The 20,155-nt window shown below is 68.4% G+C and carries 20 protein-coding genes; all 20 read right to left on the bottom strand.

The annotated features are described in order from the left end of the window. A partial coding sequence (locus VGW35_23550; protein HEV8310649.1) for a phenylalanine--tRNA ligase subunit beta occupies positions 1-180 on the bottom strand: 180 nt, incomplete at its 3' end. A gap of 6 nt (positions 181-186) precedes the next feature. Continuing rightward, on the bottom strand, positions 187-1,206 hold the full coding sequence (pheS, locus tag VGW35_23545; protein ID HEV8310648.1) for a phenylalanine--tRNA ligase subunit alpha: 1,020 nt from the start codon (positions 1,204-1,206) through the stop codon (positions 187-189). Positions 1,207-1,370: 164 nt separating this feature from the next. Then, positions 1,371-1,904, bottom strand: coding sequence for a PaaI family thioesterase (locus tag VGW35_23540; protein HEV8310647.1), 534 nt, complete (start codon positions 1,902-1,904; stop codon positions 1,371-1,373). Next, on the bottom strand, positions 1,901-2,674 hold the full coding sequence (locus tag VGW35_23535) for an enoyl-CoA hydratase-related protein (protein ID HEV8310646.1): 774 nt from the start codon (positions 2,672-2,674) through the stop codon (positions 1,901-1,903). Before VGW35_23535 ends, VGW35_23540 begins: the two co-directional genes overlap by 4 nt. A gap of 157 nt (positions 2,675-2,831) precedes the next feature. Next, positions 2,832-3,245, bottom strand: a complete 414-nt coding sequence (locus VGW35_23530; GenBank protein ID HEV8310645.1) for a VOC family protein — start codon at positions 3,243-3,245, stop codon at positions 2,832-2,834. Positions 3,246-3,255: 10 nt separating this feature from the next. After that, positions 3,256-4,239 carry an amidohydrolase family protein gene (locus VGW35_23525; protein ID HEV8310644.1) on the bottom strand — a complete coding sequence of 328 codons (984 nt, stop codon included), beginning with the start codon at positions 4,237-4,239 and terminating at the stop codon, positions 3,256-3,258. Then, a complete protein-coding gene (locus VGW35_23520) occupies positions 4,223-5,095 on the bottom strand; it encodes an ABC transporter ATP-binding protein (protein HEV8310643.1) in 873 nt (290 codons plus the stop codon). The genes VGW35_23525 and VGW35_23520 overlap by 17 nt, the downstream gene beginning before the upstream one ends. Beyond that, a complete protein-coding gene (locus VGW35_23515; protein HEV8310642.1) occupies positions 5,092-5,844 on the bottom strand; it encodes an ATP-binding cassette domain-containing protein in 753 nt (250 codons plus the stop codon). Before VGW35_23515 ends, VGW35_23520 begins: the two co-directional genes overlap by 4 nt. Next, positions 5,841-6,854 carry a branched-chain amino acid ABC transporter permease gene (locus tag VGW35_23510; protein HEV8310641.1) on the bottom strand — a complete coding sequence of 338 codons (1,014 nt, stop codon included), beginning with the start codon at positions 6,852-6,854 and terminating at the stop codon, positions 5,841-5,843. The genes VGW35_23515 and VGW35_23510 overlap by 4 nt, the downstream gene beginning before the upstream one ends. Then, the gene (locus VGW35_23505) at positions 6,851-7,717 is read right to left on the bottom strand and encodes a branched-chain amino acid ABC transporter permease (protein HEV8310640.1); all 867 of its coding nucleotides are present in this window, start codon (positions 7,715-7,717) and stop codon (positions 6,851-6,853) included. Before VGW35_23505 ends, VGW35_23510 begins: the two co-directional genes overlap by 4 nt. Before the next feature lie 183 nt (positions 7,718-7,900). After that, a complete protein-coding gene (locus VGW35_23500) occupies positions 7,901-9,130 on the bottom strand; it encodes an ABC transporter substrate-binding protein (protein HEV8310639.1) in 1,230 nt (409 codons plus the stop codon). 37 nt (positions 9,131-9,167) lie between these two features. Next, positions 9,168-9,671: a (2Fe-2S)-binding protein gene (locus tag VGW35_23495; GenBank protein ID HEV8310638.1), complete on the bottom strand. Its 504-nt coding sequence runs from the start codon at positions 9,669-9,671 to the stop codon at positions 9,168-9,170. Continuing rightward, on the bottom strand, positions 9,668-10,543 hold the full coding sequence (locus VGW35_23490; GenBank protein HEV8310637.1) for an FAD binding domain-containing protein: 876 nt from the start codon (positions 10,541-10,543) through the stop codon (positions 9,668-9,670). The genes VGW35_23495 and VGW35_23490 overlap by 4 nt, the downstream gene beginning before the upstream one ends. Before the next feature lie 5 nt (positions 10,544-10,548). Beyond that, the gene (locus VGW35_23485; GenBank protein ID HEV8310636.1) at positions 10,549-12,840 is read right to left on the bottom strand and encodes a molybdopterin cofactor-binding domain-containing protein; all 2,292 of its coding nucleotides are present in this window, start codon (positions 12,838-12,840) and stop codon (positions 10,549-10,551) included. A gap of 96 nt (positions 12,841-12,936) precedes the next feature. Next, on the bottom strand, positions 12,937-14,529 hold the full coding sequence (locus VGW35_23480) for an acyl-CoA synthetase (GenBank protein ID HEV8310635.1): 1,593 nt from the start codon (positions 14,527-14,529) through the stop codon (positions 12,937-12,939). Between the two features lie 81 nt (positions 14,530-14,610). After that, positions 14,611-15,390, bottom strand: coding sequence for a FadR/GntR family transcriptional regulator (locus VGW35_23475; GenBank protein HEV8310634.1), 780 nt, complete (start codon positions 15,388-15,390; stop codon positions 14,611-14,613). Between the two features lie 474 nt (positions 15,391-15,864). Further along, positions 15,865-18,756 (bottom strand): DUF748 domain-containing protein, encoded by a 2,892-nt coding sequence (locus tag VGW35_23470; GenBank protein HEV8310633.1) that lies wholly within the window; start codon positions 18,754-18,756, stop codon positions 15,865-15,867. Between the two features lie 250 nt (positions 18,757-19,006). Continuing rightward, positions 19,007-19,366 (bottom strand): 50S ribosomal protein L20, encoded by a 360-nt coding sequence (gene rplT, locus VGW35_23465; GenBank protein ID HEV8310632.1) that lies wholly within the window; start codon positions 19,364-19,366, stop codon positions 19,007-19,009. A 16-nt stretch (positions 19,367-19,382) separates the two neighbouring features. Beyond that, positions 19,383-19,580 carry a 50S ribosomal protein L35 gene (gene rpmI, locus VGW35_23460; protein ID HEV8310631.1) on the bottom strand — a complete coding sequence of 66 codons (198 nt, stop codon included), beginning with the start codon at positions 19,578-19,580 and terminating at the stop codon, positions 19,383-19,385. 57 nt (positions 19,581-19,637) lie between these two features. Then, on the bottom strand, positions 19,638-20,150 hold the full coding sequence (infC, locus tag VGW35_23455; GenBank protein ID HEV8310630.1) for a translation initiation factor IF-3: 513 nt from the start codon (positions 20,148-20,150) through the stop codon (positions 19,638-19,640). Between the last annotated feature and the right edge of the window lie 5 nt (positions 20,151-20,155).

Raw genomic sequence — 20,155 nt, 5'->3', positions numbered from 1 at the left:
CCCCCCGGCCGGATGCGAGGCCACGTCGGTCACCTCGCCCACGACGACGCCGCTGAGACGCGTGACGACGGGGGTCACGGAGGCCACCTCGATGCCGGCCATGGTGAGGCGCTCGGCGGCCTCGGCCGGTGTCGCCTCGGTGTCGACGAACTCGCGGAGCCAGCGGTACGGGATCTTCATCGCCGGCTAGAACTGCGCCAGAAACCGGAGGTCGTTCTCGAAGAACAGTCGGATGTCGTCGATCCCGTACTTGAGCATGGCGACCCGCTCCACGCCCATCCCGAAGGCCCAGCCCGTGACCTCCTCGGGGTCGTAGCCGACGGTGCGCAGGACCTGGGGGTGCACCATGCCCGAGCCCAGGATCTCGAGCCATCCCGACGCCTTGCACACGCGGCACCCGGCGCCCTTGCACAGGAAGCACAGGACGTCGACCTCGGCCGACGGCTCGGTGAAGGGGAAGAAGGAGGGCCGGAAACGGATGCGGCTCTCCGCACCGAAGAGCTCCCGGGCGAAGAGCTCGAGGGTACCCTTGAGGTCGCCCATCGTGATGCCGCGATCCACCGCGAGCCCCTCCACCTGCTGGAACATCGGCGAGTGCGTGATGTCGGCGTCACGGCGGTAGACCTTGCCCGGGACGATGATCCGCACCGGCGGCCTCTGGCGCTCCATCGTCCGGACCTGGACCGGGGAGGTGTGGGTGCGGAGCAGGATCTCCTCCGAGACGTAGAAGGTGTCCTGCATGTCCCGCGCGGGGTGGTCCTTCGGGATGTTGAGGGCCTCGAAGTTGTAGTAGTCGGTCTCGACCTCGGGCCCCTCGGCCACCGCGAACCCGAGGCCCACGAAGACGTCGATGATCTCGTCGAGGACCCGCGCCAGGGGATGAATCCGGCCCGGGACGATGCGGCGCCCCGGCAGGGTGAGATCGACCCGGTCGGCGGCCAGCCGCGCCCGCCGCTCGGCGCTCTCGACGGCAGCCAGGCGCCGCCCGAGCTCGGCCTCGATCTCGGTCTTGGCCTCGTTCGCCTCGCGGCCCACGATCGGACGCTCGGCCGGCGGCAGCGAGGGCATCGCCCGCAGGAGCTGGGTGAGAAGCCCCTTCTTGCCGAGGTACTTCACCCGGACCTGCTCGAGGTCCCGACGGCTCCCGGCGCGCTCGAGCTCCTCGAGAGCGCCCTTCACGATCGCGCGGACGCGTTTGTCGGCCATGACGTCGGCTCGCCGGCTCATTCTACCGGAAGGCTGTAATGCTGAGAAGTGGCGGCCGGACTCGGTGGCGGCCGGACTCGGGATGTGCCTGCCGCGCGAGGTCGAGTGGAGCGGGGACGTCGAGCCCAGTGTCGCGCCCACCGGGACCGGCCTCGGCGCCTGGGTCAGGGGGCGTCGGGCACCGGGAAGAAGCGGCCGGTCGCGGTGGCGACCACCTCGCCTGTCTCGAGATCTTCCAGCGTCCCCTGGAGCTCGAGGTACTTCGGGGTTTCCCTGATCGCGCGGGCACGGCCGAGCAGCGCACGCTCGATGGGCGTCGGCTTGAGGTAGCGGACGGCGAGCTCCCCTGTCACGTGGACGCGCCCGCTGTGGCAGACGGCCGCTCCCGCCAGCACCTCGTCGAGATAGGTGGCCACGATCCCTCCGTGGGCACAATCGAGCGGCCCCTCGAAGCGCTTCGGCACGATGATGGGCGAGAGCACGCCGTCGGCCGCCCTGAAGGTGCGGACGCGGAGCCCGATCTCGTGGTTCGGGCCGCAGCCGAAGCATCGGTGGAAGAGCGTGCCCGGGTCGGTGAACTTGAGCTCTTCGAGGTTCGCGAACAGGGCCTCGAACGGCTGGGCCAGCGGAGGGTCGTGGCGAATGGCTGTCGGCCCGGGCGGCGTGGCGTCCGGACGGCGGCGAGCGAGGTCGGTCACCGTCCCCTCCACACTGGCTTGCGCTTCGCGGCGAAGGCCCGGGGTCCTTCCCTTGCGTCCTCGCTGGCGAACACGCGAGTGACCCCTGGATACGTTCCGGCCATCGCCTCAGCCAACGGACGCCCCAGTCCGCCGAGGGCGGCCTCCTTGGTCGCCTGCACCGAGAGCGGCGCGCACTCCATGACCTCCTCCGCCCATCGCCGGGCCGCCTGCGGGAGCTCCGGACCGGGGATCACCTCGTTGACCAGCCCCCACCGATGAGCCTCCGAGGCGGTCATCTGGCGGCCGGTCAGCAACATGCCCATCGCGATCTTCAGCGGAACGTGTCGCGGCAGCCGGTGGACGCCACCGTCCGCCGCCATCAGCCCGACCCGCGACTCGGGGAACCCGAAGCGCGCGTGCTCGGCGGCAACGACGACGTCGCAGGCGAGCGCCATCTCGAACCCTCCGCCGAGGGCGAAGCCATTCACGGCGGCGATCACGGGCTTGGTCAGGTCGTGCCGGTTCGTGATCCCCCCGAATCCCTTCTCCGGCATCCGGGGCATCCCTCTCGTCGCCGTCCACTTCAGGTCGTTGCCGGTCGAGAAGGCCTTGTCTCCGGCGCCCGTCAATATGGCGACCCAGGTATCCGGATCGGCCGCGACGTCGTCCCACACGCGATCCAACTCCTGGTTGGCCGGCGGATGCACCGCGTTCATCACCTCGGGCCGGTTGATCGTGACGGTGGCGATACGGTCGCGCTTCTCGTACAGGATGAACTCCAGCTTCATCGACTGCCTCCCTGAATTGGAACTCGCCCCCTAGTCCAGGAGTGTGTAGAAGACCTTCGGGCACCGGTCGCAGCGCCCACCCCGGAGCGGGGGCTGCCGCTGGTCAGCGGCGACACGACCCAGTGGTCAGGGCGGTACAGGATCGAGGCCACGTCTCTCAGTCGGCTTCGAGCAGCTCGAAAAGCACCCCGTGGGTCGAGGCCGGGTGGATCCATCCGAGTCTCGGGTGGCCGGGCACCTTCGGTCCCCGAATCACGCGCACGCCTCTCGCCTGGAGCGTCGAGAGGGTCAGGTCGAGATCCTTCACGGACAGCCTCACCTGATAGACGCTCGACCGCCCCGGTCGAGCGAGGAACTTCTCGATGAGGCTTCCGCTGCCGCTCGGCTCGAGGAGCTCCAGGAAGTTCTTGCGCCCGTCCCCGAGTTCGATCCATCGCAACCCGAACCCGCGCGGCGACGTCTGGATTTCGCTGCCCACGGTCAGCCCGAGCCCTTCCGTGTACGCCGGCAGCGCCTCGCTGATGCTCCTCACTGCGATCGACACGCACGCCAGGTCGTTGAACAGCGTCATATCGCTCTCCTCACCCTCGGGCCGAGGCCGGCTGCCTGGTCTGCCCCGCGGCGTCGCCCAGCTTGTAGACGCGCCGCGCGTTTTCCCCCATGATGAGCTCCATCTCCTCGCTGCTGATGGTGAGTCCCAGCCGCGCCGCGCGGGCCGGCAGCTCCTGCACGAAGTCGACCCACTGGGCCAGCCTGGACCGACTCCCGCTGAAGCGCTTGCCGCCCAGATGGTCGCTCGCGAAGAGCATTCGATGAGCGCCCACCGTGTTCCGCATCTCGATCAGCAGCCGGAGCAGCCGGTCGGGATCCCGGTCCATCATGGCGTTCCAGTTCGAGATGTCCAGGTACGAGTTCGGGTGGTGAGCCACCAGCTCCATGACTTCCTCCGTCCACACGGGATAGCCGGCGTGGGCGAAGACGATGGCGAGCGAGGGGTAGCGCGCCTGCACGTCCCCGATGTTGAGCGGATGCGCGAACTTCGGGATGTGCGGGAACCCGACCAGCGCCGTGTGAAACACGACGGGCACTCCGAGCTCCAGGCACTTGTCGTAGAGCGGGAAGCAGACCGGATCGAAGGGGAAGAAGCCACAGGGCGGGTACATCTTCAACGCCTTCAGGCCGAGACCGACGATCGCCTCTTCCAGCAGCGCCGCCGCGTCCGGCCGACGGGGGTCGATCCCCGCGACGCCGAAGAACCGGCCGGCAAACCGCGCCTGCATCTCGCTGTAGTGCTGGTGAACGGCCCGCACCGAGACCCGAGGCTCCCCCAGCGAGATGCCCCAGTCGAGTCCCATCGCCACCCCGGCGGCGATGCCGGCCTTCTCGAGCTCGGCGAACAGGAGGGTTCCATCGACATCGACGAGCCCGGACTCGATGTCGATGGCCGCCGGGTTACGGTGCGGCCAGGCGGCGGCGGCCCAGCGTTCGGCGGCCTTCTGGTACCAGGCTCGGGAGAGATACCCTTCTCCGAACAGGTGGATGTGTGCGTCAATGATCGATCCCACGCGGCCGCTCCTCCTTCGCCTGGCTGGCCGATCCGTCGCCGTGACGGCCGGGCTCCCCGGCACTGCGGCCGAGCCGGCGACTCCCGAAGTAGGCCGCCGTCACAGCCGCGTCGGCCTTCACCTGCGGGGGCGGCCCGCTCGCGATGCACACGCCCGCATCCAGGACGTGCACGCGATCGGCGCACTCCCACACCAGCTCCACGTCGTGCTCGATCCAGACCACCGCCGTACCCATCCGTCTGAGTTCCATGATTCGCTGGGCGAGGCTCACCTTCTCCTTCCGGCTGAGCCCACTGCCCGGCTCGTCGAGGAGTATGATCCGAGGCTCGAGCGCCACCGCGCGAGCGAGGCCGACCAGCTTCTGCGCTTCGTAGGGCAACGCCTGGGGCGGGCTGTCGGCGTAGCGGGTGAGCCCGAACATCGCGAGCAGCTGCAAGGCCACCTCGCGCTCCTTGGTCTCCTCGGCCGTAGCGCCCCGGAACCTGGCGGCCCACCGGACCACGCCGCCCCGGAACTTCCGGTCCCGGCCGACCAGGATGTTCTCCACCACGGTCAGCCTCGGAAACAGCTCCACGTGCTGAAACGTCCGGGCGACACCCAGGTGCGCGATCTCCCGAGGGGACTTGCCGACGACCTCTGTCCCTCCGATCCGGATGCTTCCTCCGGCCGGCTCGTAGAGGCCGTTGATGCAGTTCAGCAATGCGGTTTTCCCGGCTCCATTCGGCCCGATGAGGGCGGTCACCTGACCGGCCTCCGCGCTCAAGCTCACGGCCCGCAGGACGTGAAGGCCCCCGAACCTCAATGAAAGGGCGCTCACGAGCAACTCGGGCTCGGGCCTGGCTGGCTCGGGCGTCACGTCGTGGGTTCCTTGCTCAGCCCGAACCCGAGCTCTTCGATGGCTCCTTCCCGCTCGAGTTCCTCGGAGGTGCCTCGCGCCACGATCACGCCATTCGCGATGACGTAGCTGTAATCGCAGACGTCCAGGACGGCCTGGACGTTCTGGTCGACCAGCAGCAACGTCAGCTCCCGCTGTTCCTTGAGTTCCCTGAACTTCTCCAGCACGGTGTCCGCCGCCACCGGGGAGAGGCCGAGCGTCGCCTCGTCGACCAGGAGGAGCTTCGGATCGGAGACGAGCGCCGCGGCGGTGGCGAGCAATTGCCGCTCTCCGCCGGAGAGGAGACCAGCCTGCCTCCTCCTGAGGCCCGCGAGCGCAGGAAAGACGTCCAATACCTCCCGGATGACCTGGCCCTCCCGCGTCGCCCGGCGTCCCTGGACCGCGATTTCCAGGTTCTCCTGCACGGTCAGGGTGAGGAACACCTTGTCTCTCTCGGCCACGAGGCTGATCCCGACTCCGCACGTCTGGTGCGGCTGCCATCCCGTGATCTCGATGCCCCCGAACCGAATTCGACCCCCCGTCACCGTGGCCGTCTCGAAGCGCGAGAAGCCGGAGATGGCCCGCAGCGTCGTCGTCTTGCCGGCTCCGTTGAGCCCCACCAGCCCCACATAGCTGCGTGCGCGAACCGACAGCGACACGCCATGAAGCGCCCGGCTGCCCGCCCCATAGGCCACCTCGAGGTTCTCGACGGCCAGGATGGGTTCCGTCACGACACCGTCGCCTCGGGCCGCGCGCTCAGCCGCCGGATGGCCTCCCGCAGGCCCACGACGGCGCCGCCGGGAGCCGCCAGGAGAAAGACGATGATGATCACGCCGTGCAGCAAGGGCGGCAGTCCGCTCAGGTAGCCCGCCACGCCGCCGAGACCCGCGGCCTCCAGAACCTCGTCCATCACGAACCGTGAGAAGACGATGACGAAGGCGCCCAGGACCGCCCCGGACACGCTCCCCAGTCCACCGACGACGATCATGGCCAGATAGCTGATGGCGAGTCCCAGCTGGTAGGTGAGCCCGGTGACGACCCCCGTGTGGTACGCGTTCAGGGCACCGGCCATCGCGACCAGAGCCGAGCTGACGACGAAGGCCTCGAGGCGTACCCGCGCGACCGGCACCCCCAGAGCCGCCGCCGCCAGGCGGTTGTCGGCCGCCGCGATCCACCGCCGTCCGATGAACGACCGCTTCACGTTCGTCACGCCCACCAGCGTCAGCGCGAGGACGACCACCAGGACGACGTACCAGGACGTGGGGTCGCCGAGCTCCCAGGGGCCCAGCTGGGCGGCGGGAAGCAGTGCCGCGTCCGCTCCGACGGCCGCCCGCTGGTAGATCGCCGCCGCCTGGGCGACCGCAAAATGCAGGGCCAGCGTCGTCACGGCGATGTACAGGGCCCGAAACCGCAAGGATGGGAGTCCGACCAGAAGGCCGACCACCCCGCCGGCGATGCCGGCGACGGCAACGGCCACCGGAAACGGCGTGGGCAGGCTCCGGGTCACGGCGACGGCGGTGAAGGCGCCGATCGCCAGGAAGGCCGCTTGCCCCAGCGACACCTGACCGGAATCGCCGACCAGCAGGTTCAGGGCGACGGCGCCCACGGCGGCGATCAGCGCGAGATTCGTCACCGTGAGCCAGTGAGGGCTCAGGAGAACGGGCGGCGCCGCCATCACGCCGAGCACCAGGCTCGCGTACAGGGCGCGCCGTCGGCTCGCCGGCGCCACCTCCGCGCTCACACGCGCTCCACCTGTTCCACGGTTCCGAACAGGCCCCAGGGGCGGAACACCAGGATCACCAGCAGAATCACGACCGGCATCAAGTCCAGATACTGGACGGCCAGCAGGCGGACGGTCAGGTATTCGGCCACCGCGACGACCAGGCTTCCGAGCACGACACCGCGGGGACTGTCGAGCCCGCCGATCAATGCCGCGATGGTCGCCTTCACGCCGATCACGGGGGCCGACGTCGAGAGCAGGGAGCTGGCCCCGTAAAACAGTCCCGACGCGGCCGCGCCGGACAAGGCGACGACCCAGGCCGAGCCGACCACGAAGTCGACGTTCACGCCACGCTGCGCGGCCAGCGTCGGGTGTTCGGCGACCGCTCGCATGTTCATCCCGATCTTGCTGCGCATGTACAGCGTGTAGACGAGGAGCACCAGACCCCAGGTGCCCACGATGGAGAGGAGATCGACCTGGCTCACCCGCTCACCGGCGATCGTCATCCCGCCCACGACCCCGAAGTTGAGCCGGGCGGTTCGCCCCTCGTAGAACACGACCATGAGCGCTCGCAGGGCGATCGCCAGGCCGACCGTGATCAGGATCGCCACGACCGGCGGCCGGGCGATCACGTGTCGAATGATCAGCGCGTATATCAGCAGGCCCGACAGGGCGCTCAACAGAAGGATGCCGGGGACGGCGGCGGACGGCGGGACACCGAACGCCAGCAGGGTCGCGCAGACGTACCCGAGCATGATCGCGAGCTCGCCCTGGGCGAAGTTCAAGACTCGGCTGGTGCGATAGATGAGAACGATCCCCAGACCGAGCAGGGCATAGGTGCCGGCACTCCACATGATGACGACGAGCGCACGCACGCTCAGCACCCCCTCCCGTCGGAAATCGCATCCGGGCTGAGCCCCGGCCTCATGTGCGGCTCTCTCGTGGCCCTTGCCGGTCGCCCGCCCGAGTGGGCGCCGGCCCGCCCCCGCGGTCTGGTCTGGCCGCTCATCAGGCCGGTGCGCGGCGGCCGACGCGGCCTGATCCGCCGAACCGCGGGCGTGGCGCGCTTACTTACTGACGTCCGGCTTCGACTCGAAGCGGACCCAGTCGGTGACCGCCGAGTAGCGCTGCTTGTTCGGGTCGTAGACGTAGAGGCGCCACCAGGATGGCCCGTAGTGGTCCTCGGCCGTGTACTGCAGTGGACCGCCGGTGAGGCTGCCCATGTTGACCGTCAGGCCCCCCTGGAGGACGCCGTTGAGCTTGGGCCCGGGGCACGGGAAGCCACAGCGCTTCAACGCCTCCTCCATGACGTAGCCGGCCGCCCACCCCATGACGTGGGCGGCGGAGAGCCGCATCCGCGTCCCGTACCGCTTGGCCGCGGCCCGGAACTTTTCGAGTTCCGGCCCCTGGTCATCCAGCATCTGGAACCGCGAGATGACGTACGTCTTCTCCATGAAGCCACCGGCTTTCATGGCCTCGACCACCGAGGTCTCGTCCAACCCGAGGTTCGTGATGATGTAGGCCTCCTTGTACCCGCCCGCGCGGAGCTCGCGCAGCAGCGCCACCGATTGGAAGGCGGCCGGGTGCACCGCGACCACGGCCGGATTCAACCGGGCGATCTTCTCGGCAATGGCTCCGAACTCGGTCGGCGGCGGCGGGAAGAAGACGGTGTCGACGACCGTGAATCCCTGAGCCCGGAACGCCGGGTTGTTGAAGCGGTCGCAGAGCGCGATGCCACCGGGGGTCTCGATGACGGCGCAGACGGCCAACTGCCCGCGTGGGTTCGGGACGGTCTGGGCGGCCAGCTTGCCGGACACCGCGCCGAGGACCGTGAACAGCGTCCCGGCGCCGTAGTAGAAGTCCTTGGCCGGCGGGGCCATCGCGTCGATCCCGCTGAGCTTGGCGATCACGGGCACTTTGGCCTTGCTGGCGACCGCATGCACCGCCGCGTGGGTCCCGGACACGCTCAGGCCCCAGATGCTGTTGACACCGACCCGCTGGATCAGCTCCTGCGCCCGCACCGCCGCCCGGTCGGCGCTGAATTCGTCGTCCCGCGCGTTGAGCTGTACCGGGTGCCCCCCGATTCCGCCGGCATCGTTCAAGGCCTTCACGTAGAGCGTGAAGCCCTCGAGCCCCGGCGCGTACATGTCTCGGAAGGGCCCGGACAGGTCGGTGACGTAGCCGATCTGATATGGCTCCGCCGCTCGAGCAGGCTCGACGCCCGCCAGGAGGAGAAGACCGAACGCCACCCCGACCACGCCAGCTCGGAATACGGTCGCTAGTCGCCTGTTTCGCATGCCTCACCTCCGCTCGTTTGAGAGCACGTATTCGCCGTCAGGCCGGTGTCTTGTCCCGCTGACCGACGCGGGCGGCCGCGATGAGCTTGCCTGCCCCTCGGATGGCCTCGATGATCTTGACGTACCCCGTGCAGACGCACAGGTTGCCGACCAGCGTCTCTCGGATCTCGCTCTCGTCAGCCTCCGGGTTCCGGTCGAGCAGGGCTTTCGCGGCCATGATCATCCCCGCCGAGCAGAAGCCGCATTGAACCGCCCAGCTCTCGTGAAAGGCCGTCTGAAGCGGATGGAGCTCGCCGTCCCGGCTCAAGCCTTCGATGGTCAGCACCCTCTTGCCATCGGCTCGGATGGCCGGGTACATGCAGGCGTACACGGCGCTGTCGTTCACCAGCACGGTGCAGGCCCCACATCCCCCGAAATCGCAGCCCCGCTTCGCCCCGTACAGTTTCAACTCGTCCCTGAGCAGGAAGAGCAGCGACTCTCCGACCTCGGCCTCCGTCGCGACCTTGTCGCCGTTCAGCTCGATCGAGATCGACTGGCTCATGGCGCGGCCGCCCTCCCGTAGGCGGTCTCCAGCGCCTTCCGGACGAGTCTCTTGATCGTGTAGCGCTTGAACGCGGCCGAACCGCGGGTATCCGAGACCGCGGGCAAGGCCGTCCCCATTTCCGCGCACGCCGTTTCGATGACCGTCTCGCTCCACGGGCGGCCGGCGATCTCGCTCGTCCACCGCGGCGCCGAGGTGAGGTCGACGCCCTTTCCTCCGGCGAATACCTGGGCTCTGGTGACGAGGTCTCTCGCGTCCATCTGTAGAGAGACGCCACAGTTCAGGACCGCCAGATCGAGGCCCGTCTGCCCGTACTTCACGAAGGCCGAGCCCTTCCCGGGGCCGGCTCGCGGGACCCTGATCTCCGTCAAGATCTCCCCGCGCCCGAGCCTCTCGTCCAACCCCGCCAACGCGAATACGTTCAACGCGATGCGCCGTTCCCCCCCGGGACCTACGACGGTCAGCTCCGCGTCGTGGGGGAGCAGGCCGGTGACGAGATCGAGAAACGGAAAACCGCTACAGATCGCACCGCCGATGGTCCCGATGTTCCTCACCTGGTCCGGGTGAATGTTCCTGACGGCCTCGTGAATGCTCATCAATTCCGGCGACCTGAACGCCTCGTGCCGGAGGATCGCCGTATAGGTCGTGGCGGCGCCGATCCAGATGTCCGATTGATCCAATCTGATCCCGTCGAGACCGACCCGCTCGATGTCCACGACCTTCTCGACATCGGAAAGCAGTCCTCGCTTCGCCAGTTCGTTCACGGTGATGCTTCCGGCTATCAAGACGGCCGCCTCGCCGTATCGGTCCATCAAAGCCACCGCCTCTTCGATCGAGGTGGGCCGCAGGTACTCGTTCGGCCTGAAGACCATCGCGCTCACTCCGTGAGCTTTCCCAGGAGGCGCAGCACTTTTTCCTCCGTGATGGGCAGCTCTTTCACCCTGAACCCCACGGCGTCGTGGACCGCGTTGGCCACCGCCGCCGCCACCGGGATGATGGGCGGCTCTCCTACACCCTTGGCTCCGAAGGGTCCGGTCGGCTCATGGGACTCGACGATACCCACCACGACCTCGGGCATGTCCGCCGACGTGAACATCTTGTATTCGAGGAGATCCTTCGCCTGGACCACGCCGGTCTCGGGGTCGACCGCCAGGTCCTCGGTCAGGGCATAGCCGAGCCCCTGCCGGACTCCGCCGTGCACCTGCCCCTCGATACCGGCCGGGTTGATTGCCGTACCGACGTCGTGCACCGAGACGAGCTTCCGGACGTGGACGCGCCCCGAGGCCGTGTCGACCTCGACGAGCGCGATCTGGACGGCGGAGGAGGGCGGATTGCCCGGCGGTGACACGCTGGCCTTGCCGACGATGGCCTTGCCCGGCCACTGATACTGGGCACGCCGGGCCACCTCGGCGATGGGGACTTTCCGGTCCGTCCCCTTCACCACGGCCGATCCGTGCCTCAACTCCAGGTCGCGGGGGTGCGCCTCGAGCAAGTCGGCGGCCGCCTGCAGGATCTGCTCCCGCGCGTCTTCCGCTGCTCGCATGACCGCGTAACCTGCGGAATAGGTTCCTCTCGAGGCGTGGATCGGTGCATCGACCGGGCTGTTGTTGGAGTCTGCCTCGGCGATCTTGATCTGGTGGGGGGGAATGGTCAGGACCTCCGCCGCCATCTGCACGAACACCGTGCTCTGGCCGCCGCCGACGTCGACGGTCGCCACCACGAGACTGGCCGATCCGTCCGGATTCACGGTCAGGAGCGCTCCGCCAATCTCCATGACGCTGGGCATTCCGAGGCAGCCGCTGTTCCACGCCGGCAGACAGGCGACGCCCACGCCACGCTCGATCCCGGGCCTGGCCTGCCGCTTCCACGCCTCGCGCTCTTCCCATCGAGCCAGGCTCTTCGCGAGGTCGATGCACTCCCGGAACGCATAGGTCTTGATATCCCGGTCGGCGATCTTGGTCGCCTTGGCCAACATGGGATTCGGATCCCCGACTCGAAGCGAGTTCTTCAGCCGCAGCTCGAAAGGGTCCATCCCCACCTCTCGGGCGATCGCGTCCATGTGCTGCTCGACGGCGAAGGCGCCCTGAGGTCCTCCATATCCGCGGAACCCGCCTCCCACGGGATTGTTCGTGTACACCACCTTCCCCTGGAACCGGGTGTGCGGCGATCGGTACTGGCTGACGAACGCGGTGCCACAGACCCAGAGCACGGGGCCGGCGTGCGAGACGTGAGCACCGCTGTCCATGATGGCTTCCGCGTGCCGCGCCGTGAGCGTCCCGTCTCTCTTCACGCCGGATCGGAGCTTGATGACGATCGGGTTCCGAAAGGTAGCGACGAATTCCTCTTCCCTCGTCAGCTCGATCTTGACCGGCCTTCGCGACTTCAAGGCCAGCAAGGCACAGATCGCCTCGGCCAGGCTCATCTCGAGCTTCGCGCCGAAACCGCCTCCCACGTAGGGCGGCTTCACCACCCGTATGCGATTCATCGGCAGTCCCAACGCGAAGGCCAGTCGTTCCTGAAGGCCGTGCACGTGCTGGGTCGACGCGTGCACGGTCAACCCGCCGTCGGGCTCGGGAATGCAGACGGAGACATGCGGCTCCATCGGACACGCGGAGACCCGCGTCGTGCGGTAGGTATCCTCCACGACGACGTCGGCCTGCGCGAAGCCCTCCTCCACGCTTCCCCACCCGAGGTCCACGTTCTGAGCGAGATTCGACGCCCCATGGATCTTGGGCGCCTCGTCATCGAGCGCGGCGACCGGATCGAGCACGAACGGGAGCTCCTCGTACTCCACGTCGATGAGTTCGAGCGCTTCCTCGGCTTCACGCCGCGACGTGGCGGCCACGGCGACCACCTCGTCCCCGACGAATCGCACGGTCTCCTCGAGGATCAGCATGTCCCTCGGCATCCCGCGCGCCAGCGAGTGATGGAAGGTCGGCGGATTGAACTTGATCTGGGGCACGTCCTTGGGAGTCAGGATCGCCTTGACGCCCGGACGACCGTCGAGCTTCGAGGTATCGATCCGCGTGATCCGGGCGTGCGGAATCGGGCTCCGCAGGATCTTCCCGTAGAGCATGTCGGGAACCACGAGGTTGAAGACGAATCGTCCTCCCATCGTGATCTTTTCCACGGTGTCGACCTTCGGAAGCCGCCTCCCGACGAACTCCATTTGGCTTTCTCCGTTCAGGCCGGCTCGGGCCTCGGGTGTGGCGGCGAGGTCCGGCGGTCGGGTCGCCGTCCCGCCGAACGACGCGAGCCCCTCACCTCAGGAGGCGGCTTTCGCGCGGAGCTCCCGCCGGAGGATCTTTCCGGTGGCCGTCTTCGGCAGCTCGGCGACGAACTCGACGTCTTTGGGGGCCTTGTATGGAGCAATGACGGTCTTGACCTTCTCGATGATCTCGGCGGCCAGGGCCGGGGACGCCGCGTGCCCCGGCTTCAGCGTGATGTAAGCCTTCACGCGCTGTCCGATCTCGGGATCCGGAACGCCAACGACCGCCGCTTCCAGGACCGCGGGGGTGAGCATGCAGGCGCTCTCCACTTCCTTCGGCGAGATGAGGTACGCGCGGCTCTTGATCAGGTCGTCGGAGCGGGAGACGTACCAGTAGTATCCGTCAGCGTCCTTGTAGGCGAGATCCCCCGTGTAGAACCAGCCGCCGCGGTTGAGCTGCTGCCAGAGCTCCTCCATCTTGCGGTAGCGCCGGGCCAGGCCGGGATCGTCGTTCCTGATCACCAGGTGTCCTACGGTCCCCACCGGGACCTCCCGGCCCTCGTCGTCCAGGATCGTGACGACGTGCCCGGGGAACGCCTGCCCCATCGACCCCGTCTTGACCGGGAGGCCGGTACGGTGGCCGATGTAGTTGTGGATCTCGGTCTGCCCGATGCTGTCCCAGACTTCGATGCCGAATCGGGCCTTCATCGCGTGGTAAGTGTCGGCGGGGAGAGGTTCACCACCACTGATGGCGATCCGGATGGATGACAGGTCGTAGTCGCGCTCGATGCCTTCTCGACTCAGGATCATCCGGTAGATGGTGGGCACCGCCAGGAACTTCGTCGGGCGATACCTCTGGACGGCCTGCAGCGCTTTTTCGACGTCGAATCGGGCGGGATAGAGAACGCTGGCGCAGCCGGCGTAGAGCGGATAGAGAAACGCGCAACCCCACGCGTACATGAACGAGATCTCGAGCGGACTGAGGACGATGTCCTCGGGAGTGAGCTCCAGGAGGAAGCGGACGATGGGATCGCCGGTTCCGACGAGCCACCGATGGGCGTGCTCCACTCCCTTCGGTCTCCCGGTCGTCCCCGACGTGTAGATGATGAACGCGAGGTCGTCCCCTGCCGTGTCTGCCGCCGTGAGCTGGTCGGAGGCGCCGGCGACGAGGTCGTCGAACGTGACATGGCCTGCCCCCTCGCTTCCGAACATCACGAGGTGCTTGAGGCTCGGGCAGTGCGACCAGACTTCCTCGATCGGGCCCATGAGGTCGGGGGTAGTGAAGGCCGCCTTCGCTTCGCTGTTGTTCACGAGGTTCTCGATTTCCCACGCCCGGAACAGCGAGTTCGTGGGGATCGGTACGGCGCCGATCTTGAACCCCGCCAGCGCCGTGATGACGTATTCCGGACGGTTCTGGGAACGGATGAAGAAGCGATCACCCTGGCCGATGCCGATCCGGCTGAGTGCGTTCCCGCACTGGTTGACCCGCCGTTGAAGCTCCCGGTAGGTGATACGCTGGTCACCGCAATAGAAGGCCACCCGATCACCGGCCCCTCTCGCGACCTGGCGGTCGACGGTGGCCGCCGCGACGTTGAGGCGGTCGGGAACCGAGAGGTAGTCCGCTGGCAAGCCGGCGCTCTCCTGCGTCATCGGTCATCTTCTCCCGGGGCCGTTACGACCCGAGCCGCCTGTCCCACCGGCGAAGCGACCGAGACCAGGACGGGACCATCCTCACGGTCGCTTCCGGGAGAACGGCGACAGGGTCGGCGTGAAGCGCGCCAACGGCTTCAGTAGCAGCTCGCCCTGTTTCGTCTCGAGAACATATCGCAGGAAGACGCTCAGGTGTTTCCGAATCCGCCTCGCGGCCACCATGGAATCCCGATTCGCGATGGCTTCGAGGATCTTTTTGTGCGCCTGAACCGCTTCTTTTTGCGTGTCGACCGAATAGAAGACGTGCGCGGTCGGGTCGTACATGACCTCTTGCAAGGACTCCAAGATGATCTGAAGGACCGTGTTCTTCGACGCCTTGACGACCTCGAGATGAAACACGAGGTTCTCCGCCGCCTGGCGCTCGGAGTCCCCTATGGCCTCCTCCATGCGCTGCACCGACCCCTCGAGCTTCTTCAGGTTGTCCTCCGAGGCGTTCAGAGCGGCCAGGTAGCCGCACGCAGCCTCCAGCTCGCTGCGCGCGGTGATGAGCTCGGACACGGTGACGTCACGAAGATGGAAGAGAAAGGCCAGCGAGCGTGCCACCGCCTCGGAACCGATGCGCCGGACGAATATCCCGCCATTCGGGCCCGACTTGACCGTGATGACGTCCTCGTGCTCGAGGATCCGGAGCGCTTCCCTGACCGTCCCGCGAGCGTACCCGTGTGTTTCGGCGAGCTCCTTCTCCGACGGCAGACGGTCGCCTTCCGCGAGGCCCGACGAGATGATCGATTCCTTCATCCGATCGGCGACCAGGAACGAGCTCTTGAATCGCCGGTGCCTGCTCTTATCTGCCGTTCGCATCCGGGCCGACTGACCCCTGGGCGAGTCTGATTCCATATATTGATAGCTAAGAAACTAATCATTAGGGCCTACCCTGTCAACAGGCCTCCTATCCTCAATCCCCAGGTCGCTTGCGTCAGCGCCGCCGCGCGACGTGAGGATCCGCTCGGCGAGGTGCTTCGGCGTGTACGAGCCGGGAGACCCGAACCGTGACGAGGCCCCGGGACCGGCCGGGCTCCCGCACTTGTTACAGAATCGGGAGCCCGAAGGGAGCTTCGCTCCGCACGAGGCGCACGCGAGGCCGAGGCGGCTGCCACAGCCGAGGGAGAAGTTGGAATCGGGAGGGTTGTCCTGCTGGCACTGCGGACACTGCATGCCGGCCTCCGGCGACTGGCGTCAGGCTCCCGTCGGGAGGCGCCCGGGTCAAGGCAGTTGGAGGCGGCTGGAGGCCAGGCGGGCCGGGGGGTCCATCCGCCCGGCTGGAGGCATGTCGGATCAGTAGAGGATCTCGAACTCGGCGCGGCCGAGACCGCCGTCGACGAGGGCGCGTTCGGCGGCGGCGGAGAACAGCCGGCCCCGCTCGACGCCGCGGCGCACGAGCGTCTCCTCTATCACATGGGCCCGCCGGTCGGCCAGCTTGCGCAGGTCCTCGTCGGTGATCTTCATGCGGTCGAGGACGTACCGCTCCATGTCGTCGTTCGGGGGCGGAGTCTGGGTGGCGGGACCGCCCGCCGCCCGGTAGACGGCGATCAGAGGCGAGTCTTCGCCGGGCGGCGGCGACTTGAGCTGCTCGCGCAGGAGCTCGCGCTTGAGCGGCTCGACTTCGTTGCGCGTCGCCCGGCCGCGGATCTCGAGCGAGATCCTCGGCTTGTCCTTCAGGAACCGGATCAGCTCGGCGAAGCGCCCCGACGCCTCGTCGTCGGGCTCGAGCGAGCCGGGCCGGAACTCGATCGGCTCGATCCGGACCGCGCCGATCCGGCCACCCACGGTCAGCATGGAGCCGAACATCCGGAAGGGGCTCGCGACGACCTTGACGAGCGTGTTCCGCACCGCTTGCCGGATGACGTTCCCGAGCTGGTAGTGGAGCCCCTGCTCGTCGCCGGTCACCGGTACGTCCAGCCGGATCTCGCCGTCGGGCCCCTCCAGGAGCGACACCGCAAGCTTGAGCGGCACGCCGACGCCCTGCCGAAACTCGCTGTCGACCTCCTCGCCAACCTGGATGCGCTTGATCGTGATCAGGTTCTGGGCGGTGAAGGCGCTTCCGGTCTGGGTGTAGGACACCTTCGCCGTGACGCGCCCGCGGTCGATCTGGTGGCTGGCATAGCGGACCGCATACGGATTGAGCCGAGGCAGCTCGTAATCGCTCACCGACGCCTTCAGCGCCGCGCGCATCGGCGCGTCGAACGGCGTGACCCAGCCGCCCAGCTCGAGCGGCGCATCCTCCCCCAGGATGGCCCGGAGCTCGAGACGCATGCGCTTGGGGTCGTCGGGGCTCTGGCGCACCTCGGCCTGCAGGTTCGCCAGGGCCGTCGTGAAGGCGGGGGTGACGGTCCGGTCCGTGAACTCGACCCGGCTCCGGGCCACGACCACGCGCCGGACGGTGACGGCCGGCGCCTCCTCCGCGCGCCCGTTCGGGGAGGCCGCCGGCTCGCCATTCGGCTGAGCCCGCGAGGTCCAGAGCCGCGCCACGTCGAGGTTGCCTCCGGCATCCCGGGCGACCCGCAGGCTCCCGCCCACCAGGTCGACCCGCGCCACGTCGGCCTGAAAGGGCGCCATCGGGGTGAGCCGGGCCAGGTCGACCGTGAGCCGCTGGGCCCGGAAGACCGGCTCCCCGGTGCCGGCCAGGACGAGGGCGAGGTTCCGCCCCTCCACCGTGCCTCCGAGCTCCAGCGCGAACGTCCCGCCCGCCCGGGGGGCCAGCACCACGTCGAACCGCGCGTCTCCCGTCCCGCCCCGCAGACTCGCGTTCGGCAGCGCGGCGTCGAGATACCCCCGGAACGTGTCGAGGCGCAGGCCACGGGCCGTGAGCCGCATCCGGGCGGCCGGGCCGCGCGGCTCGACCGTGCCGGCCAGGGCGATCCGTCCCTGCTCGACCCGGGCCTCACCCTCGACGCGGCCGGGGGGCACCCCGGGCCCCAGGCCGACGTCTCGCAGCGTCAGGACCACATCGTGCAGCGTGCTGGCAACCGCGGGGGTCGTGGTGTGATCGATGAACTCGACCGTCCCGGCCTCGATCCGGCCTCGGCCGATGGTCACCGCGACCTCTCGCGGGGGCTCGCTAGCCGGGATGTCCTGGCGGGTGCTCGGACGCCGGGCGTCCGACGACGGCCCGGACGCCGGCACGGGGAGCTTGTCGGGCTCGATCAGGCGCATGATCGTGAAGGTGCCATCCGCCTTCCGCTCGAGCTGGACGTGGGGCTCTCGGATCAGGATCTCCCCGAGGTGCACGCGGTTGGTCAGGAAGTCGGCCCGGATCTCACGCCCCGTGAGCCCCGCGAAGCGGACGAGCGGGGCGGGGCTTTCGGGGGGTCGAAAGGCGACGGCACCCGTGTCGACCCGGGCCGTCAGCCCATTTTCCGTCGCGCGGTCTCCCTGATAGACCAGCACGTAGTGGACCTCCCCGGTCACGAAGCTTCCCTTCAGATCGACCCACGCGCGGAGCGGCAGGTAGGCCCGGAAGACGCCCGGGTCGAGCCGCTCCATGCGGGCCACCAGCTCCACCCCGCCGGGGCGGCCGAACGGGGCCGTCGCCCCCGTCACGGTGAGCGAGCCCTGGCCGATGCCGATCCGGACCTCGAAGGAGGTCGGGGTGAGCCGAAGCTGCGGGACCGTGGAGACCCGTCCCGCCGTCAGGTGAACGCCCGTGAAGGTGCGCTCGAACGGGGGCCGCTGGGTCCGGTCGACGAAGGTGATCTCGCCGCCGCGGATCTCGACCTGGTCGACCGTGACCGCGGCGGGCTCGCCCCCCTCCCGGGGACGCAGCATCTGGGTGATGTTGACGCTCTCGGGCCCCGTGCGCTCGACGAACAGCCGCGGCGCGTGGACGGTGACGTACTTGACGCGAGCGGCGCCCCGGAGGAGGTCCCGATAGGAGATCCCGAGGTCGAGGGCGGGAATCGTCAGGATGGGACGGCTCGGGTCGTCGCCACCGATCACCAGGTTCGTGACGCGGGCGCGGCCCCTGAAGAGGTTCAGATTGAGCTTGTCGATCCGCACCGGGACGGTGACCTGAGCCTGGAGGCGCTCGAGCGCCGCTCGGCGGACGAAGGCCGTCAGGGCCACGGTCCCGACCAGGGCCACCACGAACGCGGCGAGGGCGAGCAGGCCCCCGATGCGGAGGACCCGGGCGGAGGGGCGGTATCGGAATCGCGAGCCCACGAGGGTCATGGCCGGCTGATCTCATCGGAAGCAAACCGGAGACCACCCGAGTGAGGCGATCGGAGCCCGCGGCGCCCGCAGGCGAACGGGCCGCGAATCCCTGGGCTTGCCCTTAGGGTTCAACGGCGGCCCCGGGGGCCGGGCGGGGAGGGTCACGGAACGAACACCCCCGCCGGAAACCCGACAGCACGACCGGCGGGGCATCCGGCGCAATCCTCCCCGCACCGGCGAGGAAGCTGTCGGGGCGGCCCGCGCGGCGTCAGCGCGCGGCGTGGGCTCGGGCGGTCTCGACGAGGCGGGCGAACGCGGCGGGATCGGTGACCGCCAGCTCGGCGAGGATCTTCCGATCGAGGGTGATCCCGGCCTTCTTGAGCCCGTTCATGAACGCCGAGTAGGAGAGGTCCAGCGCGCGGCAGGCGGCGCCGATCCGCAGGATCCAGAGCGCCCGGAACTCCCGCTTCTTGGCTCGGCGATCCCGATAGGCGAAGGCGAGCGCCCGGGTGACCGTCTCGGCCGCGGTCCGGTAGAGCCGGCGCCGCCCACCCCAGTAGCCCTTGGCCTGCTTGAGCACCTTCTTGCGACGCTGGCGCGTCTTTGGTCCACCCTTGACCCGTGGCATGAGGCTTCTCTCTTTCCTAGAGGTAGGGGACGAGCCGGCGGATGCGTTTCCGGTCGGCCGCCGAGATCAGCGTGTCGCGCCGGAGCCGGCGCATCCGCTTCGGCGACTTCCACTCGTTCAGGTGTTGCTTCCACCCCTTGGCTCGGCTGAGCTTGCCCGTTGCCGTCGCCTTGAGACGCTTGCTCGCACTCCGCTTCGTCTTCAGTTTCGGCATGTCCTCACCTTCTCGTTGTGGCTCGTTCGGGCGCGCCGGGCCGAGGCCCGAGCAGCCCTAGTGCGCCTTGGGCGTGAGGATCATCACCAGGTTCCGCCCCTCGAGCTTGGCGTGGCTCTCGATCGTCGCGATGTCCTGCAGGTCCTGCGACATCCGGTCCAGGAGCTTGCGCCCCAGCTCGGTGTGCGCCATCTCGCGGCCCCGGAAGCGGATCGTGACCTTCGCCTTGTTCCCTTCCTCGAGGAACCGCCGGACGTGCCGCGCCTTGAACTGGAAGTCGTGCTCGTCCGTCTTCGGGCCCATCTTCACTTCTTTGACCTGGATGATCGTCTGCTTCTTGCGGGCATCCTTGGCGCGCCGGCTCTGCTGGTACTTGAACTTCCCGAAGTCCATGATCCGGCAGACCGGAGGGGCCGCTTCGGGCGCGACCTCGACCAGGTCGAGCTCCCGTTCGGCCGCGATCCGGAGCGCTTCGCCGATGGGCAGGATGCCGAGCTGTTCCCCGTCGGCCGTGATGACCCGCACTTCCCGGACTCGGATGCCTTCGTTGACGCGGAGATCCTTGTGCAGTGTGG

This window comes from Candidatus Methylomirabilota bacterium, from assembly GCA_036005065.1.
GTDB lineage: Bacteria > Methylomirabilota > Methylomirabilia > Rokubacteriales > DASRDR01 > DASYQW01.
Note: the sequence above shows the minus strand (reverse complement) of the source record. Positions and strands in the feature narration are given on the sequence as shown.

Bases quoted from the DNA above. Each gene is read 5' to 3' on its own strand.
- pheS (HEV8310648.1), bottom strand. From the start codon at position 1,206: ATGGCCGACAAACGCGTCCGCGCGATCGTGAAGGGCGCTCTCGAGGAG.
- VGW35_23535 (HEV8310646.1), bottom strand. From the start codon at position 2,674: ATGAAGCTGGAGTTCATCCTGTACGAGAAGCGCGACCGTATCGCCACC.
- VGW35_23530 (HEV8310645.1), bottom strand. From the start codon at position 3,245: ATGACGCTGTTCAACGACCTGGCGTGCGTGTCGATCGCAGTGAGGAGC.
- VGW35_23500 (HEV8310639.1), bottom strand. From the start codon at position 9,130: ATGCGAAACAGGCGACTAGCGACCGTATTCCGAGCTGGCGTGGTCGGG.
- VGW35_23495 (HEV8310638.1), bottom strand. From the start codon at position 9,671: ATGAGCCAGTCGATCTCGATCGAGCTGAACGGCGACAAGGTCGCGACG.
- VGW35_23490 (HEV8310637.1), bottom strand. From the start codon at position 10,543: ATGGTCTTCAGGCCGAACGAGTACCTGCGGCCCACCTCGATCGAAGAG.
- VGW35_23485 (HEV8310636.1), bottom strand. From the start codon at position 12,840: ATGGAGTTCGTCGGGAGGCGGCTTCCGAAGGTCGACACCGTGGAAAAG.
- VGW35_23480 (HEV8310635.1), bottom strand. From the start codon at position 14,529: ATGACGCAGGAGAGCGCCGGCTTGCCAGCGGACTACCTCTCGGTTCCC.
- VGW35_23475 (HEV8310634.1), bottom strand. From the start codon at position 15,390: ATGCGAACGGCAGATAAGAGCAGGCACCGGCGATTCAAGAGCTCGTTC.
- VGW35_23470 (HEV8310633.1), bottom strand. From the start codon at position 18,756: ATGACCCTCGTGGGCTCGCGATTCCGATACCGCCCCTCCGCCCGGGTC.
- rplT (HEV8310632.1), bottom strand. From the start codon at position 19,366: ATGCCACGGGTCAAGGGTGGACCAAAGACGCGCCAGCGTCGCAAGAAG.
- rpmI (HEV8310631.1), bottom strand. From the start codon at position 19,580: ATGCCGAAACTGAAGACGAAGCGGAGTGCGAGCAAGCGTCTCAAGGCG.